Here is a 17,391-nt window from a genome sequence, read left to right as displayed (position 1 = left end):
TAGCAAATCGCTACGGCTTTTTTGTGTCTTAAATTTTAAAATCTTAGGCTACAATTTTTGAGCCACCCCCAGAGGCTGTCTCATAATCAATTTTGGGGTCTCATTCAAAGAATAATATTTCGCGAAACCGTCATTCCCGTGAAAACGGGAATCGTAATGCTATGGAAAGGCTACGAAACAGCATCCTCCTAAAGCATTAGGATGTCCTTCCGATAGCTATCGGAACAAGGTGAGCATGACGATAACACCAAATTTAATTCTCTTATAGTTTCTCAATTTGTTGTTTTGAGACAGCCTCAGTTGAAATTTTTATAACAAATTAAACGCTCAATTTTAATCATAGCAAGTCGATTGCTGTTCCACTCCGAACGTAAATAGGACTCAGGGATAATAATATAATTAGCCTTAATTACTTCAATCCATTATTTATTTCCATTTGCAAAAACAATGTTTTAAATTAGAATATACAAAACCAAATCTGCTATAACTATGCAAACCACTAAACAACGCCTATTATCGCTCGATTTTTTTAGAGGTTTAACGGTTGCAGCGATGATTTTGGTTAACAATCCTGGTAATTGGGGACATATTTATGGCCCATTAGAACATTCGGACTGGAATGGTTGTACGCCAACTGATTTAATTTTTCCATTTTTTTTATGGATTGTCGGCGTTTCTATTGCCTTTGCTATGGGCACTGGCAAAAGCGATCCATCTTTACACAAAAAGATTATCTTAAAAGCCATTAAAAGAGGTTTAGTCCTTTATTTATTAGGCTTTTTCCTAGCTATATTTTTTAAAATTGTGAGTGCTTTTGTAGATGGAACTGAGGTTTGGAATGCTTTTCAAACGGTTAGGATAATGGGTGTTTTACAACGAATAGGCATTGTCTTTATCATTTCTAGTCTCCTATTTATCAAACTTTCTACAAAAAATATTTTACGCGTTTTTGTAGGTATTCTAATTTTATACTGGTTATTAATGTGTTTTGTGCCCGTACCGGGCGTAGGTTTTGCCAATATGGAAAAGGAAACCAACCTGGCCGCATGGATTGATCGTGGTGTGTTAACTACCGCGCATACTTGGGCGCTATCTATTACTTGGGATCCTGAGGGCGTATTAAGTACATTGCCCGCAATAGCCACTTGCTTATTTGGTGTTTTGGTTGGTGTTTACATCCGAAGAAAAGAAATAGATACGCCTACGAAAATAACGTGGTTATTTGCAATAGGTACTTTATGCGCTATTGCAGGCTTAATATGGGATTTACAATTCCCCATAAATAAAGCATTGTGGACAAGTTCTTACGTGTTATATACTGGAGGGCTTGCAACAATTGCTTTTGCGCTATGCTATTGGTTAATTGATGTGCAGGGATATAAAAAATTTACCACACCTTTTGTAATTTACGGTGTAAATGCAATTACCGTGTTTTTTCTGTCGAGCTTTATTCCTCGGCTACTTAATTTAATAAAAGTTACCAATAATAAAGGCGTAAGGGATGGATTGCTTGTTCATTTTTATCAACGCTTTTATGTGCCATACTTTTCACCCATAAATGCATCAGTAGTTTGGGCCGTCAGTTATGTGCTCGCCTTTTATGTATTGCTTTGGTTTATGTATAAAAAGAACATCATCATTAAAGTATAAGGTGGTAAATAGTTTTTATATATTTACGCTACCACGAATAACCATATTTGCTAAAATATATTATTAAATAGCCTTGAAAAAAAAGACGACCATTTACGATATTGCGAAAGCACTCAACATTACGGTCTCAACGGTTTCAAGGGCATTAAATGATTTTCCGACAATTAGCAAAGCCACAAAAAATGCTGTATTAGAAACAGCAAAAACACTAAATTATACCCCCAATAAACTCGCAACTGCACTCAAATTAGGTAAAACAAATATTATTGGTGTAATTGTACCAACTGTTCAGGCAAGTTTCTTTGCATCTGTGATCAACAGTTTAGAAGATGGGTTGAAAGATAAAGGTTACCGAATCATTTTATATCAATCAAACGAATCTTTAGCGAAGGAAATAAATGGTGTTAAAGCACTTTTAGAAGCTCAAGTAGATGGAATAATTGCATCAATGTCATTAGAAACGAATGAGACTAATCATTTTGAAGAGGTTGTAAAGCAAAATAAACCACTAATACTTTTCGATCGTGTTAACAAAAGCTTTGGTGTGCCTACGGTTACTTTAGATGATTTCATGGCTGGATATATTGCCACACAACATTTAATTGATAAAGGGTATAAAAAAATAGCTTTGTTAACAACAGTGCATCAAATCAAAATTTTTAGCGATCGTTTGCAGGGATATAAAAAAGCGTTATTAGATAATAATTTGGAGATTATAGATGAATTTATCATTTACGGTGGCTTATCTATAAAAGATGGGCGCTTTGGTGTTGGTAAATTGATGCGTAAAAAAAATAAGCCAGATGCCATTGTTGCTGGCGATGATTTTACCGCCTTGGGTGCAATTAAAAAGCTGATTGAAATTGGCGAAACGCCACCTAAAATTGGCGTAATAGGTTTTTCGAACGAGGGATTTTCCGCTTACATTACGCCAAACTTATCTACTATTGATCAGCATGCAAATGAAATGGGAAAGGAATGTGCAAAAATGTTTCTTAAAATGATTCAACAGGGAAATCCATACGATGAAGTTAGTCATACGGTTTTAACGCCCACTGTAATTGATCGCGAATCTACCGGGAGGATTTACAAATAATATTGAAACTTGCTTTAAAAACAATGCCCCAAAAAGTAAAACAATTTGGGGCATTTCTAATTTTAAGAATTTTGTTCCGATACGAAGGATAATTATCTATCGATAGAACCCATAACTTTTTGTCCGAAAGCATTAAGCGCATCTTTTTCCACTGCACCATCTGCTACCATTTGATGTACTTCTAAAGCGCCACAAATATTGGTAATCATTTCTCCGGCTACATCAATTTCAGTTTCGCTAACACCTCTAAACTCGCAGAATGCTTCTAAAACCTCCAATGTAGCTTCTAGTTTTTCTGGAGAATTGGTTTGAAACAACTGTTTTATTACTGGAATTTTCATTATTTTATTTTGTTAAAAAGTTCGAATAAACCATCGGGCTTGTTGGTTTGCACCTGATCTACCAATTTACCATCTTCAAAAGCTGCAAAAGTTGGTAAATTATCAACGTTCGCAAATTTGCGTGAATTTGGAAATTTCTCGGCATCAACAATTAAGAAAGCTACACCATCATTTTCTGATGCTAATTTTTTAAACTTCGGCTTCATAATTCGGCAATTGCCACACCACGAAGCTGCATATTGAACCATAACCTTTGGGTTATCGTTTAAATATTGTTGAAGATTATCTTCTGTTAATTCTAAAAACATATTATTGAATTTAAATTAGTGAGCTGTTAAATATTCAGCAACACCATCTCTGTTTGCGCTCATTGCTTCTTTTCCTTCTTCCCAATTTGCAGGACAAACTTCGCCATGTTGTTGTACGTGAGTATATGCATCAATTAAGCGCAAATATTCTTTAACATTTCTGCCAAGTGGCATATCATTTACACTTTCGTGAAATACTTTTCCAGTTTCATCAATTAAAAAAGTTGCTCTAAAAGCTACATTTGACCCTGAGAAAGTTTCGTTACCCTCTTCGTCATAATTTACTTCTTGATCTAAAATATCTAAAATGCCTGATAATTGTCTGTGCGTATCTGCCAAAATTGGATAAGTAACACCTTCAATACCGCCATTATCTTTTGGTGTATTTAACCATGCAAAATGAACTTCATTTGTATCGCATGATGCGCCAATTACAATGGTATTTCTTTTTTCAAATTCGGGTAAAGCCTCTTGGAAAGCGTGTAACTCGGTTGGACAAACAAAAGTGAAATCTTTTGGATACCAAAACAATAACACTTTGCTTTTTTTGTTTACTGCTTCTTCAAATATATTGATCTTTAAATCATCTCCCATGTCAGACATTGCATCAATACTAACACTTGGGAATTTTTTTCCTACGATTGCCATAATTGTTTTTTTTATGGTGCAAAGATACGGCATAGAAATTTTCGAATCACATATCAATGTTAAATTTTAATTCATTACCTTGATAAAGGTATAGACAAAATTTATATAAATAAGTTATTATATAGATACGTTAAGCGGTATTAACATTCGGGTAAACTTATTGGGATATTGGTGGCTAAACCACCATCGGATGTTTCTTTGTATTTTACATTCATATCTAGCGCGGTTTCCCACATGGTATTTACCACCGCATCTAAACTTACTTTTGCCTTATCAGGATTACTTTGCAAAGCGAGCTGACTTGCGGTAATTGCTTTTATGGCGCCCATTGTATTTCTTTCGATACATGGAATTTGTACCAAGCCACCAATCGGATCGCAGGTTAAGCCAAGATGATGTTCCATTGCAATTTCGGCGGCCATTAGCACTTGCCGTTGCGAGCCACCTAAACATTCTGTTAAAGCTGCAGCGGCCATTGCCGAAGAAACACCAATTTCTGCTTGACAACCGCCCATAGCAGCAGAAATGGTAGCGCCTTTTTTAAATATGCTGCCAATTTCGGATGCACAAGCGATAAATTGAATAATTTTATCTTCAGTATATCCATCACAAAAAGCCATAAAATATTGCAAAACAGCAGGTATTACGCCAGCTGCGCCGTTGGTTGGTGCTGTAACAACCCGCCCAAACGATGCATTTTCTTCATTAACCGCAAGTGCGAAACAACTTACCCAATCTAAAATATAATTAAACCCATTTCCGCCATTTTTAATGGCTACTATCCATGAGTTATAATCATGATATTCTGCTTTGCCGATTAATCGTTTATTCAATAAATATGCTCTTCGGGCAACATCTAATCCGCCAGGTAAAATACCAGTAGTGTGGCAACCGCGATAGGTACAGTCGCGCATTACAGCAAAATGCTGTAAAATGCCAGCTTTAGTTTCCGCTTCGGTTCGCCAGGCTAGCTCATTCTCTAATACAATGTCACTAACTTTTAATCCTGTAGATAAACACCAATGTAAAAGATCTTTTGCTTTTTCCATTGGGAAAGGTAAATCTACCTGTGGTTTTTGGCTGCTATCTTCGCCTTCTTTAACCACAAAACCTCCGCCGATAGAGTAATAGGTTTCTGAAAAAGCTTTACCAGTTTTTAAAAATGCCTGAAAAGTAACCGCATTAGGGTGGAATGGCAGACTTTCGGCAAATAAGAAAAGTAAGTCAGTATCATAATGAAAGTTGATATTTACCTCACCAGCTAAACTCAAATTTTTATCGCTTTTGATAGATTCGAAAGTTGAAGTCACTGCATCAACATCAAAAGTTACCGGATCTGCACCAGTTAAGCCTAATAAAATGGCAACATCCGTTCCGTGCCCTTTACCGGTTTTGGCTAAAGATCCGTACAATAATATTTTAACCGTTTCCACATCTGCCAATAAATTGTGGTGAATTAACGAAGCGGTAAATTGCTGCGCTGCCCGCCACGGCCCGAGCGTATGCGAGCTAGATGGGCCAATGCCGATTTTAAAAATATCGAAAACGGAGATTTGTTCCTTTATCATGATGTAAGTTAGTAAAGCAAAGCTAGGATAGTTTTAATCATTGACGAACTTTAATTTTATTTGACATGATGATTTTAATTCATAATTAAGATTGTGGATAATCTTGATACAGCATAATTTTTAGCCCTAAAAATCAAACTCCAAAATTTCTTGATCGGCCAACATTGCTTCAACAAACTTTTGATGGTTTTCGGGTTTTCCTACTGCCGTCCAATTGCCTGTGATATGGTTATTGCCAAGCGTTTGTTTGCCTTGTAAAAATTTTAACTTGTAAAGTTTAAAAAGAGCTTCGTAGTTACCAATTACCTGCGCATCGTATTTTCTAACAATCCTATAATCACGTTTTGTAAATCTACGATCTGCAATTTGCTCGATAAAAGGGAAAATCAGCAACGATATTAAAACCACTAAAGTTACCCCAATTGCTTGCTCATAATAGCCCGAGCCAATGGCCATGCCTATGGCGGCAACAATCCAAATGATACAAGCTGTGGTAAGTCCTTTTACCCTATTTTCTTCTTTAAAAATTACACCAGCACCTAAAAAACCAATGCCTGTTACAATGTTCGATGCAATTCTATCTTGAGAACCTAAACCAATTTTTATGGAGAGAATGGTGAATAAAGTAGCACCCAAACCAATCATAATCATGGTTTTTAAACCAGCCGATTTACTTCGGTATTCTCTTTCTGCACCAATTAAACCACAGAGAAGTGTGGTTAGCAAAAACTTATTTACTTCTGTTTGGGTAAGAAAGTGATGATTGCCAAAAAAATTTTCCATAATCAATATTTGTATTGAAATGGTAATTTAGTAAAAATCATAACATCTTAAGCCATTGTATATGCCATAACCCTTACTATTAGGGAAATATTGTTCATAACCCACTCCAATTTCAGTTGTACCGCTTGTATTTGTATAATTTAGTTTAGATGTTGTGGCATCATGACTTAAGCCCAACCTTATCTTCTCGCCATTATTTTTTTTACTAAAAATATCGAAAATAACAGAAAGTACTACAGCATCATTACCAGTGTTACTTCCATCGCTTCGGTACCAAATACCAGCATTTATACCTCGGTATTTGTACTGTGTACCCATGCTAAACGTTATTACATTTACCTGTTTATAAACAACAACCGAAGGAATTAGGTAAGTGCCGTCTTTATCAAATTGCTCGGGGTTTAAAGTAATTTTGTAACTTAAATTAGCAGATGTTCTTACAGGTAAACGAGCTTTAAAACCAGATAATGATTCATCTGGGCGGTTTAAGTGGTGAATACCGGCGCCAATCATAAAGTTTTTGAAAACAAAGTTTGCACCAGCTGCAGCATCAAAATAATATTTACTATCTATTTGTGGTCTTTCGGCACCAGAAATACTACCCGGTATGTAACCGTATCTTACATCCACTTGGTCGCCAAAAACAAGTTTATCCCAATTTAATTTTTGACTGGTTACGCCACCTTGTAAACCAAAAGACAACGTAAAATCATCCCCCGGAATAATGAAAGAATAGCTCAGGGCCACATTATTTTTAGTTAAATAGGCAGTACCCTCATTGCTTCTGTTAAATGTTATTCCTACACCACTGCTATATTGCGGTAAATTCAAATCAGCTGATGCTGTAATGTAAGAGAGGTCGCCACTTAGGCCACTCCATTGATTACGGTACAAACCATTAAACCTAAAACTTCCCTCAAATTGGCCTGTTAGTGCTGGGTTTAAATAAATTGGCGCATTATAAAATTGCGAAAAAATATGATCTTGCGAGAAACTATAAAATGGCATGGCCATAAATAGGAATATTTTTAGTGCTCCCCTCATCTTATTAAGTATATTACCCCTGTCCTTTTAGGTGCTGATGAATCATACGTCATGCCTTTCCATTCCCCTCCATTAATAAACTTTACTTCAATTTTCCAATAATATACACCCTGTGGCTGTTCTTGGCCTTTGTACGTTCCGTCCCATCCATCCATTGGTGCACTTTCGGATAGTTGGGTTGTTTCCCACATTATTTGTCCCCATTTATTAAAAACTGTCATTCTCCAGTTTTCTAATCCTCGGCCTTTAGCCATAAATGTTCTCAATTCACTTTTCGCACTCGATGGCATGAAAGAATTTGGCACATTTAAGAACCCTTCTACGCCTGTTATCCTTACTTCTTGCATGGTAACAGTTTCGCAACCGGTAGCATTAGTTACCCTTAAGGTTACATTAAATTTACCCACATTGGCATAGGTATGGGTAGGGTTCTGTTCCTTTGATATACTTCCATCGCCAAAATCCCAAGTCCAGCTTTCTCCAAATTCTGCATTTTCTTTGTTAAACTTAAATGTATAATCGGGGATGCTAATTTCATTATTCGGACTCACCGTAAAAATTGCTTTTGGAGGCAAAACAATATTTATATAATCAGCCATTATGCTTGTTTTAGGGCAACCCATCGTATTTTTTGCCGTTAGCGTTACCGTGTAGGCTACTGCTGATGAAGAATAAGTATGTGTTGGTTCAAATTGATCGGATGTTGTTCCATCGCCAAAATCCCAGATAAAACTGATTCCGTTAATGCTGTTATTTTTAAATTTAACGACAGTGCCGTTGCAACCACTTAATTTATCGGCGGTAAAAGATACAGTTGGCTGTGCATAAATTTTTATCGGTATTATTTGAACCGGCGCGCTGAAACAGCCGTTACTTGCAAACATTTTAACCTCATAATCGCCCGGGGTTGTAAAGGTGTGGGGCACAATTTCTACTGCGCCTCCGTTTGAAGAGTAACTGCCACCATCACCAAAATCGTAAATAAATTTACTCGCACCTTGGGTATTGTTTGTAAAGTTAACCGTTAAAGGCGCACAACCTTCAGTATTATTTCCATCAACAAAAAAGCTTGGTGTAATGTTATTTGGGTAAATGCGTATAATATGCGTTGATGTGGATGTGCCACAACTGTTTTTTACTGTTAACTTTACGGTATAATCTAATTTTACAAAAGTGTCATAAGTATGCGAAACGGGTTGGTTATCGGTAACGGTTAAAATTGGAGAACCATCATCAAAATCATATTTATAAACGTTTGAGTTGCCAGGTGAGAAATTGCTGAAAATGATAGTCGATCCCACGCAGGCAAGTGTTTTATCTGGAGAAAAAATGGAAGTAGCTTTGCCGATAACAGTTACGTTTGATGTGCTGGTTGATGTGCCACATGTTGTTATTGAAGTAAGCTTAACTACATAAGTAGTATCTCTGCCGTTATTGGTGCCTAAATAAATAACCGGAGGGGGAGATGTTAAATTTGAGGTAGTACCGTTGCCAAAATCCCATAGAAAAGTACCTGCTGTTAATGAGGTTGATGTATTGGTAAAGGTTATGCGCTCGGTGCTGCAAATATTTATTGCCGATTGTGAAAATGAAGCTATGATTGTAGAAAATGTGCTAAAGGTTTGGGTGTATTCATCACTCCTACAATTCAAGCTACTTGTTACTACTAATTTTATTGCAACAGTATGGTTTTCGTTAGTAATTGTATATCCGGGAAAAATTTCTCCTGTTCCAATGGGTATATTATCTGCATACCAAGTATAAGTGTTATTCCTATCGGGATAAGGAATAGCAATTATGTTTGAAGGTGTTAATATAAAAGGCGAACAAGCCTTGTTTGTTGTGGAGGTAAATTCTGCTTTAGCGTGTGGGTTTAAGGTAACTTTAATTACATTACTTACATTTTCGAAAGCTCCGGTACAGGCTGCGCTACCAACAATTCTCCGATATAAAATAGTAGAAGTTGGAGTGGGTAAAGTAAGGTCGATGTTGTTTTCTAAATTGAGATCAACCCAAGTTGCGCCATCAAAACTCGACTGCCATTGATAGGTATAACTGCCATCGCCACCAGTGGGTAAACTGCCAATTAGCGGTGCTGGAATATCGCCCACACAAACTGCCTGCGTAGCGGTAATGGTATTATTGGCGAGCGAAGGCAAGGCCGTAATTTTTACAATATTACTAATTGATGTACACACGTTACTGTTTACAATACGTTGATAATATTGGGTAGTAAGAACAGTCAAACCCAAATCTTTGCTAGTTTCGCCAGAAATATCCGTGAAATTTGTTCCATCGGCACTACTTTGCCATTGATAGGTGTAAATTCCTGTTCCGCCTGTTGGCGCATCCCCAATAATGGTCATATTTTGGCCTGAACAAACTGGTGTAGCACTTCCAGAAATTGTATTTACTACGGTTGGGTAATAGTTTACTGCTGTTTCAGCAAATGTCGGTGGACAAGATGCAAACCCGCTAATCGTCCATCTGAAGATGTAATTTTCACCCGGGATTAAACCTGTAGCTGTTGCAACATTTGATGTTGAATTTGTAATGATTACACCTGATTGTCCAGAAACTAGCGTCCATAAACCTGTGTTTGGCGATGGGTCGTTACCCGTTAAAATTGCGCTGTTACCTGAGCAAATATTTTGATCTGCATTTACTGTTGCAGCTACCGTAATTGGATTAATTGTTATTTTAGTCTCGGTTGAAAGTACTTCGCCACATATTCCATTAGAAACTGCTGCTCTAAATTGAGTTGTAGTTGTAACATTTGAATAAATATAAGGATTGGCAGTTGAGTTAATATCAACCCAATTCGTTCCATCTATAGATGATTGCCATTTTACAATCTGCCCAGTTTGGCCGCCCAGTAAAATGCTTCCAGTATTTGTGGTAGAACAGAATATTGCATCCCCTGTCGTTGTTCCTCCATTTGATGGCAAATCAATCTGAACTTTTAATATTGCCGATGTTGAAGGGCAAGGTGCTAATCCGGAAATTGTCCAACGGAAAGAATAAGTTTGTCCCGGCACTAAACCTGTAACGGTTGTATTGTATAAACCTGGGTTGGTTATTATTACACTAGGATCAGCCGGTAAAAGTTCCCACAAACCTATATTGGTTAACGGATTGTTACCGGTAAGTGTTGTAGTAGTACTGTTGCATATTACTTGGTCGGCACCAACTTTTGCAACAATTGCACCTTGATTAACAGTAATAACGGTTTCAGTAGAATTTGCTTCGGCACATACGCCATTTTTCGTAACTGCGCGGAAATGTGTTGTTGCGTTTAAGTTTGTGTAGGTGATGGAAGTTTCTCCCGCATTGCTAATATTTGTCCAATTGGTGCCATCGGGCGATGATTCCCACCTTAAAATATTGCCAATTTGTGCATTTAAAGTAATTGTTCCGTTACTGTTTCCAGCGCAAACAGTTGCTGCGCCAGTGGTTGTTCCGCCATTTGATGGCAAATCGATCTGAACTTTTAATATTGCCGATGTTGAAGGGCAGGGTGCTAATCCGGAAATTGTCCAACGGAAAGAATAAGTTTGTCCCGGCACTAAACCTGTTACGGTTGTATTGTATAAACCTGGGCTGGTTATTATTACACTAGGATCAGCCGGTAAAAGTTCCCACAAACCTATATTAGTTAACGGATTGTTACCGGTAAGTGTTGTAGTAGTACTGTTGCATATTACTTGGTCGGCACCAACTTTTGCAACAATTGCACCTTGATTAACAGTAATAACGGTTTCAGTAGAATTCGCTTCAGCACATACGCCATTTTTAGTAGCTGCGCGGTAATGTGTTGTTGCATTTAAGTTTGTGTAGGTGATAGAAGTTTCTCCTGCATTGCCAATATTTGTCCAATTGGTGCCGTCGGGCGATGATTCCCATCGTAAAATATTTCCAACCTGTGCATTTAAAGTAATTGTTCCATTACTGTTTCCTGCGCAAAAAGTTGCTGCGCCAGTGGTTGTTCCGCCAATTGATGGCAAATCAATCTGAACTTTTAATATTGCCGATGTTGAAGGGCAAGGTGCTAATCCAGAAATTGTCCAACGGAAAGAATAAGTTTGACCCGGCACTAAACCTGTTACGGTTGTATTGTATAAACCTGGGTTGGTTATTATTACACTAGGATCGGCTTGTAAAAGTTCCCACAAACCTATATTAGTTAACGGATTGTTACCGGTAAGTGTTGTAGTAGTACTGTTGCATATTACTTGGTCGGCACCAACTTTTGCAACTACTGCACCTTGATTAACGGTAATAACGGTTTCAGTGGAATTCGCTTCGGCACATACGCCATTTTTAGTATCTGCGCGGTAATGTGTTGTTGCGTTTAAGTTTGTGTAGTTGATGGAAGTTTCTCCCGCATTGCCAATATTTGTCCAATTGGTGCCATCGGGCGATGATTCCCACCTTAAAATATTGCCAACCTGTGCATTTAAAGTAATTGTTCCGTTACTGTTTCCTGCGCAAACAGTTGCTGCGCCAGTTGTTGTTCCGCCTTTTGATGGCAAATCAATCTGAACTTTTAAAATTGCCGATGTTGAAGGGCAGGGTGCTAATCCAGAAATTGTCCAACGGAAAGAATAAGTTTGACCCGGTACTAAACCTGTAACGGTTGTATTGTATAAACCTGGGTTGGTTATTATTACAGAAGGATCGGCTGGTAAAAGTTCCCACAAACCAATATTGGTTAACGGATTGTTACCGGTAAGTGTTGTAGTAGTACTGTTGCATATTACTTGGTCGGCACCAACTTTTGCAACTACTGCACCTTGATTAACGGTTATGATTGTTTCAGTGGAATTTGCTTCGGCACATACGCCATTTTTAATCACTGCGCGGTAATGTGTTGTTGCGTTTAAGTTTGTGTAGTTGATGGAAGTTTCTCCTGCATTGCCAATATTTGTCCAATTGGTGCCATCGGGCGATGATTCCCACCTTAAAATATTTCCAACCTGTGCATTTAAAGTAATTGTTCCGTTACTGTTTCCTGCGCAAACAGTTGCTGCGCCAGTGGTTGTTCCGCCAGCCGATGGTTTATTTACTTTAATAATTACATTATCCGAGCTACTGGAGCAACCATCAGCAATAGTCCATTTTAACTCGTAAGAATTTCCGGGTATTAGGCCAGTTATTGCTGTGTCAAATTGTGTATCAACAAAATTTATGGTATTCGGTGCAGATACAACTGTCCATTTTCCTATTCCAACTATTGGATTATTACCATTTAACGTATAATTTGTTACGTTGCAAACTTCATCATCAGCGCCAGCAAATGCAATACTGGCACCAGGCAAAACTTTAACTTCAATATCAACAGCTGTTCCACCGCAACCATTGCCAGCATTTGGCGTTACGGTATATTTCACCGTAGCCTCAGTTGTGCCGGTATTGGTTAATATATCATTAATTGCCACAATAGGAGAAGCGATAGCACTCGCCGAATTCCCTGACAATGTGCCCGCAGTAACTACACTTGTGTACGTATAAGTGGTGCCGGCCAAATTTGAAGACAACGTAATAGCCGATGATGTTTTATTGCAAATGGCATCTGTTGGTGCTGTATAGGCAATGTCTGGTCGAGGTTTTACAGTTACGATAAAATTAAACGGCGTACCATTGCACCCGTCATTATGAGGCGTAATTACGTACGTTACGGTTGCATCAACTAAAGGGTTAGCATTGGTAAGTAAATCATTAATCTGACCAGAACCGACGGGCGTAAATCCACTTGCCGATCCGCTGGCGGTCCATGTATATGTGCTGCCAATAACATTATTTGTAGGTTGATAATTAACATTAGTGCCGGTACAGATATTTTTTGAAGGTGCACTTGTTATGCTTATATCGGGTTTTATGGTTAAAGTTATTTCATCATCAATTTGGTTACAAGGCGCGGGTAAAGTTGTTGTTGCCCTTAAGGTTAAAATTAATGAGCCTGTGTTTTTCTCTGTTGTGGTTGGCGTATAGGTAGCATTTAGGCTGTTTCTATTTGGGGTAAAAACTCCAAAACCGCCAATCCACACGGATGAACTGGTAGGTCCTGTAATAACACCTGTTAATGCAAAGCTTCCATCGTTAAAACAAATCGATTGGTCAATTCCTGCATCAACCTGTGGTGCAGTACTAAACGAGATTTTTTGCGATTTCGTTTCGGCGCCACATCCATTAGTTTGTGTTACCGATACGGTGTAAGTGGTGTAATCTTTAAATTCTATCGAAGGATATTTAGTGCTCGCATCGGTTCCGTTGGCGAACGAAAATGCCCCACCCGTTACAGTCCAAATATAGGTGGAAGGTAAATCAAGATAAGTTCCAGCAATAACTGTTCTTGTTGGACCAAGTGTTAAATTATTAAAATCGTAGGTGGCTAAATTACATAAAGCAACATCGGGCGATAATGTAATTGTTGGTGTTTCATTTACCACAACATTTTGGGCTATGGTTGAAACCACGCCGCAGGATGCCGACGAAATGTTTAATACAATACTGTATAAACCTGGGGTGCTGAAAATAAATTCTGGTTGTGGGCTAGAAGAATTTGTGCCATTAGCATAACTAACAGCTGGCGTAACAACCCAAGAATAAACACTCGGCACATTACAGGTATTATCAATGATGGATAAATCGGTTACTTTTATAGTGTTTGAGGTACAAATTGTGGTATTTGAAAGTGCAAATTTTGGTTTAGGTGGATCTTGAATACAAATTTCTTTTTCGAAAGGATCGGCATTACAGGCACCAGAATTGTTTGATTCTAACCGAACCGTGTGTATGCCTTTTGTAGTGAAAGTATATACAAAATCAAAATCCAATGCTACATCAAATTCAACGATATTTCCATCAACAAACCAGTTATAGGTTACGTTATTAGCTGTGCATCCTGGCCCGGAAGAATTTGGATTTTCGCCCTTTGTAGAATTGTTTTTAAAAGTAACAGCAGCATTTGTACATGCCGTAATTGGGCCTGTAAATTTGTTTTGGGGTTTAAGAACAACTTTTGCGAAAGCATAAATTGGCGAGCCGATAAATCCACAGAAAGTATTTTGTACTTTTATACTTACATCAAATGCATTATAAGTTGTATTAGAGCCAGAAGTTGACACGTTGCCGCATGAAGATTTTTTATAAGTATGCGATACAATTTCTCCTTTGCTTTTTATGTCGCAAATGGTGTACTCGTCAAATGTACCGTCACCCCAGTTAATGATATAGGTGTTTCCCGGAAAATTCTTTTCTAGGTCGCTTGTATTTACTTTAAACTGTAACTCGCCCGTTGGCAAACACACAATATTATTTCCAACAGTTGTAAATGCGGTAATTGCATCATTATTAATTAGAAAATTAGCCTTCGTTGCGATTGATCCATCTGGCATTTCTAACCTTGTAAAGATGGTGTAATGGGTTAATTTGGCAACTACAGTAGCAATTTGAGTTGGGAAGGTTGTGGTTATTACGTCGCCATTTAACTCGTCTTTTATGGTGGTATTAATTGTGCTTCCGGCGGTAGATTCATTTTTTAAGTAAAATGTTTTATTCGCTTGTCCTGCACAACTGCCAAAAATATCTGGGTCGGTTCCTATTAAAGTAGATGTTAATTTTGCAATCACTGGTGTTCCTGCTTTAATCTCAAAAGAATTGGACACTGTAGAAATTGAAACGGGATCTGTTGATTTAATTCGAACCCTGTAACCAGTACCGGGGATAAGTCCCGTTGTTGGTATTATGCCATTAATAAAGGTGCTGTAAAACCCATTGTAGGTGCCAATTTGCGTTTCAGTTGCGAAGTTTCCTGACTCATCGGAGAGAAAAAGCTGAAACTCATTTGCGGGTGCTACGCATGGCGTGCTACCAGCGGAAAAAGGAATAGCTATTGTACTTCCTGCGGTATATGGCCCAGGGTCAACAGCGCCAATATTTACCTGCGCAAATGCGGCGAGGCAAAAAAAATGGGATAAAAAAATAAAAAAAGCAATGCGCGCAATCTTTCTACATCTTTTCATAAAAATCTTCAACAATAGGGACAGATTTATTTGAAAATTTTTTAACCAACCGCAATGTGCTTAATAGCTATGAAAAGTTCATAAAATCTTAACTTACAAAATAGTTAAAAGAAATAGGATACCAAATATTTTTACACGAAAAATACAAATACGCCAAAATATTTTTGAAAACTACTTTTTCAGAATAGAAAGGCACAAAAAAATCCCCAAGCGGTATGGCTTGGGGATAAATTTTACACGAAATTTTTATTAGATGGGTGATTACATCATTCCACCCATGCCACCACCACCCATTGGAGGATGACCGCCAGCACCAGCTTCTTCTGGCTCATCAGCTAAAACTACTTCTGTAGTTAATAACATCGATGCAATAGATGCAGCATTTTCTAATGCTACACGACTTACTTTTGTTGGATCAATTACACCAGCACCAATTAAGTTTTCGTAAACGTTGGTACGTGCATTATAACCGAAATCTGCTTTACCTTCTTTAACTTTTTGTACTACGATAGAACCTTCAATACCTGCATTTTCGCAAATTTGACGTAACGGCTCTTCAATAGCGCGACGAATGATTTGAATACCAGTATTTTCATCTTCGTTTTCGCCTTTTAAATCAGCTAATGCTTCTACCGCACGGATAAAGGCAACGCCACCACCAGCAACAATACCTTCTTCTACAGCTGCACGAGTTGCATGTAAAGCATCATCAACACGGTCTTTCTTCTCTTTCATTTCAATCTCACTAGCTGCACCAACATAAAGAACAGCAACACCGCCAGCTAATTTAGCCAAACGCTCTTGTAATTTTTCTTTATCGTAATCAGAAGTAGTGGTCTCGATTTGAGATTTAATCTGACTAACGCGAGATTTAATGTCTTCAGAATTACCAGCACCGTTAATTATAGTAGTGTTGTCTTTATCTACAACAACTTTTTCTGCAGTACCTAAGTAAGTTAAATCAGCATTTTCTAATTTGTAACCTCTTTCTTCTGATACTACAATACCGCCAGTTAAAATTGCGATGTCTTCTAACATTGCTTTTCTTCTATCGCCAAAACCTGGTGCTTTAACAGCAACAACTTTCAATGAACCACGAATTTTATTAACCACCAAAGTAGCTAAAGCTTCTCCATCTAAATCTTCTGCAATAATTACAAGAGGCTTACCGGTTTGAACGGTTTTTTCTAAAACTGGCAACAATTCTTTCATGTTGCTAATTTTTTTATCGTAAATTAAAATGTAAGGATTTTCTAATTCCGCTTCCATTTTATCTGCATTAGTTACAAAATATGGAGATAAATAACCTCTATCAAATTGCATACCTTCAACAGTCTTTACTTCTGTCTCTGTACCTTTTGCTTCTTCAACAGTTATTACACCATCTTTACCAACTTTGCCCATCGCCTCAGCAATTAACGAACCGATTACCTCATCATTATTAGCTGAGATAGATGCAACTTGCTTAATTTTGTTATTGTCTTCGCCAACTGTTTGCGATTGTGCTTTTAAATTAGCAACAACTGCAACAACTGCTTTATCAATACCGCGTTTTAAATCCATTGGATTTGCACCCGCAGCAACATTTTTAATACCAGTAGTAATAATTGCCTGCGCTAAAACGGTAGCCGTTGTCGTTCCATCACCAGCAATATCTGCAGTTTTAGAAGCCACTTCTTTAACCATTTGTGCACCCATGTTTTCAACTGCATCTTTCAATTCGATTTCTTTTGCAACTGTAACACCATCTTTAGTAATAGCTGGAGAGCCAAACTTTTTATCTATAATTACATTACGTCCTTTTGGACCTAAAGTTACTTTTACTGCATTTGCTAAGATATCAACACCGCGTTTCAGAGCGTCACGTGCTTCTACGTTATATTTTACTTGTTTAGACATTTTTATAATAGATTTGAGATATGAGATATG

At 37.7% G+C, this 17,391-nt stretch carries 10 protein-coding genes; 2 read left to right on the top strand and 8 right to left on the bottom strand.

The window, feature by feature from the left end:
* Positions 1-489 precede the first annotated feature (489 nt).
* Positions 490-1,650: an acyltransferase family protein gene (locus EZJ43_RS04495; RefSeq protein WP_133261475.1), complete on the top strand. Its 1,161-nt coding sequence runs from the start codon at positions 490-492 to the stop codon at positions 1,648-1,650.
* Positions 1,651-1,723: 73 nt separating this feature from the next.
* Positions 1,724-2,746, top strand: a complete 1,023-nt coding sequence (locus EZJ43_RS04490) for a LacI family DNA-binding transcriptional regulator (protein WP_133261474.1) — start codon at positions 1,724-1,726, stop codon at positions 2,744-2,746.
* Positions 2,747-2,838: 92 nt separating this feature from the next.
* Here the strand turns inward: EZJ43_RS04490 and EZJ43_RS04485 are convergent, their stop codons facing one another.
* The 8 genes from EZJ43_RS04485 to groL form a co-directional block, all read right to left on the bottom strand.
* On the bottom strand, positions 2,839-3,087 hold the full coding sequence (locus EZJ43_RS04485; RefSeq protein ID WP_133261473.1) for a DUF6952 family protein: 249 nt from the start codon (positions 3,085-3,087) through the stop codon (positions 2,839-2,841).
* Positions 3,087-3,395 carry a thioredoxin family protein gene (locus EZJ43_RS04480; protein ID WP_133261472.1) on the bottom strand — a complete coding sequence of 103 codons (309 nt, stop codon included), beginning with the start codon at positions 3,393-3,395 and terminating at the stop codon, positions 3,087-3,089. The genes EZJ43_RS04485 and EZJ43_RS04480 overlap by 1 nt, the downstream gene beginning before the upstream one ends.
* Before the next feature lie 15 nt (positions 3,396-3,410).
* Positions 3,411-4,043 carry a peroxiredoxin gene (locus tag EZJ43_RS04475; protein ID WP_133261471.1) on the bottom strand — a complete coding sequence of 211 codons (633 nt, stop codon included), beginning with the start codon at positions 4,041-4,043 and terminating at the stop codon, positions 3,411-3,413.
* 140 nt (positions 4,044-4,183) lie between these two features.
* Positions 4,184-5,611 (bottom strand): L-serine ammonia-lyase, encoded by a 1,428-nt coding sequence (locus EZJ43_RS04470; protein ID WP_133261470.1) that lies wholly within the window; start codon positions 5,609-5,611, stop codon positions 4,184-4,186.
* Positions 5,612-5,737: 126 nt separating this feature from the next.
* Positions 5,738-6,394, bottom strand: a complete 657-nt coding sequence (locus EZJ43_RS04465) for an MgtC/SapB family protein (RefSeq protein ID WP_133261469.1) — start codon at positions 6,392-6,394, stop codon at positions 5,738-5,740.
* Positions 6,395-6,421: 27 nt separating this feature from the next.
* A complete protein-coding gene (locus EZJ43_RS04460; protein ID WP_133261468.1) occupies positions 6,422-7,438 on the bottom strand; it encodes a PorP/SprF family type IX secretion system membrane protein in 1,017 nt (338 codons plus the stop codon).
* Positions 7,435-15,462 (bottom strand): PKD domain-containing protein, encoded by an 8,028-nt coding sequence (locus tag EZJ43_RS04455; RefSeq protein ID WP_133261467.1) that lies wholly within the window; start codon positions 15,460-15,462, stop codon positions 7,435-7,437. The genes EZJ43_RS04460 and EZJ43_RS04455 overlap by 4 nt, the downstream gene beginning before the upstream one ends.
* A 261-nt stretch (positions 15,463-15,723) precedes the next feature.
* The gene (gene groL / locus EZJ43_RS04450) at positions 15,724-17,361 is read right to left on the bottom strand and encodes a chaperonin GroEL (protein ID WP_133261466.1); all 1,638 of its coding nucleotides are present in this window, start codon (positions 17,359-17,361) and stop codon (positions 15,724-15,726) included.
* Positions 17,362-17,391 lie beyond the last annotated feature (30 nt).

The sequence above is a fragment of the Pedobacter changchengzhani genome (assembly GCF_004354365.1).
Classification (GTDB): Bacteria; Bacteroidota; Bacteroidia; order Sphingobacteriales; family Sphingobacteriaceae; genus Pedobacter; species Pedobacter changchengzhani.
This window is presented reverse-complemented; position numbering and strand designations above follow the sequence as displayed.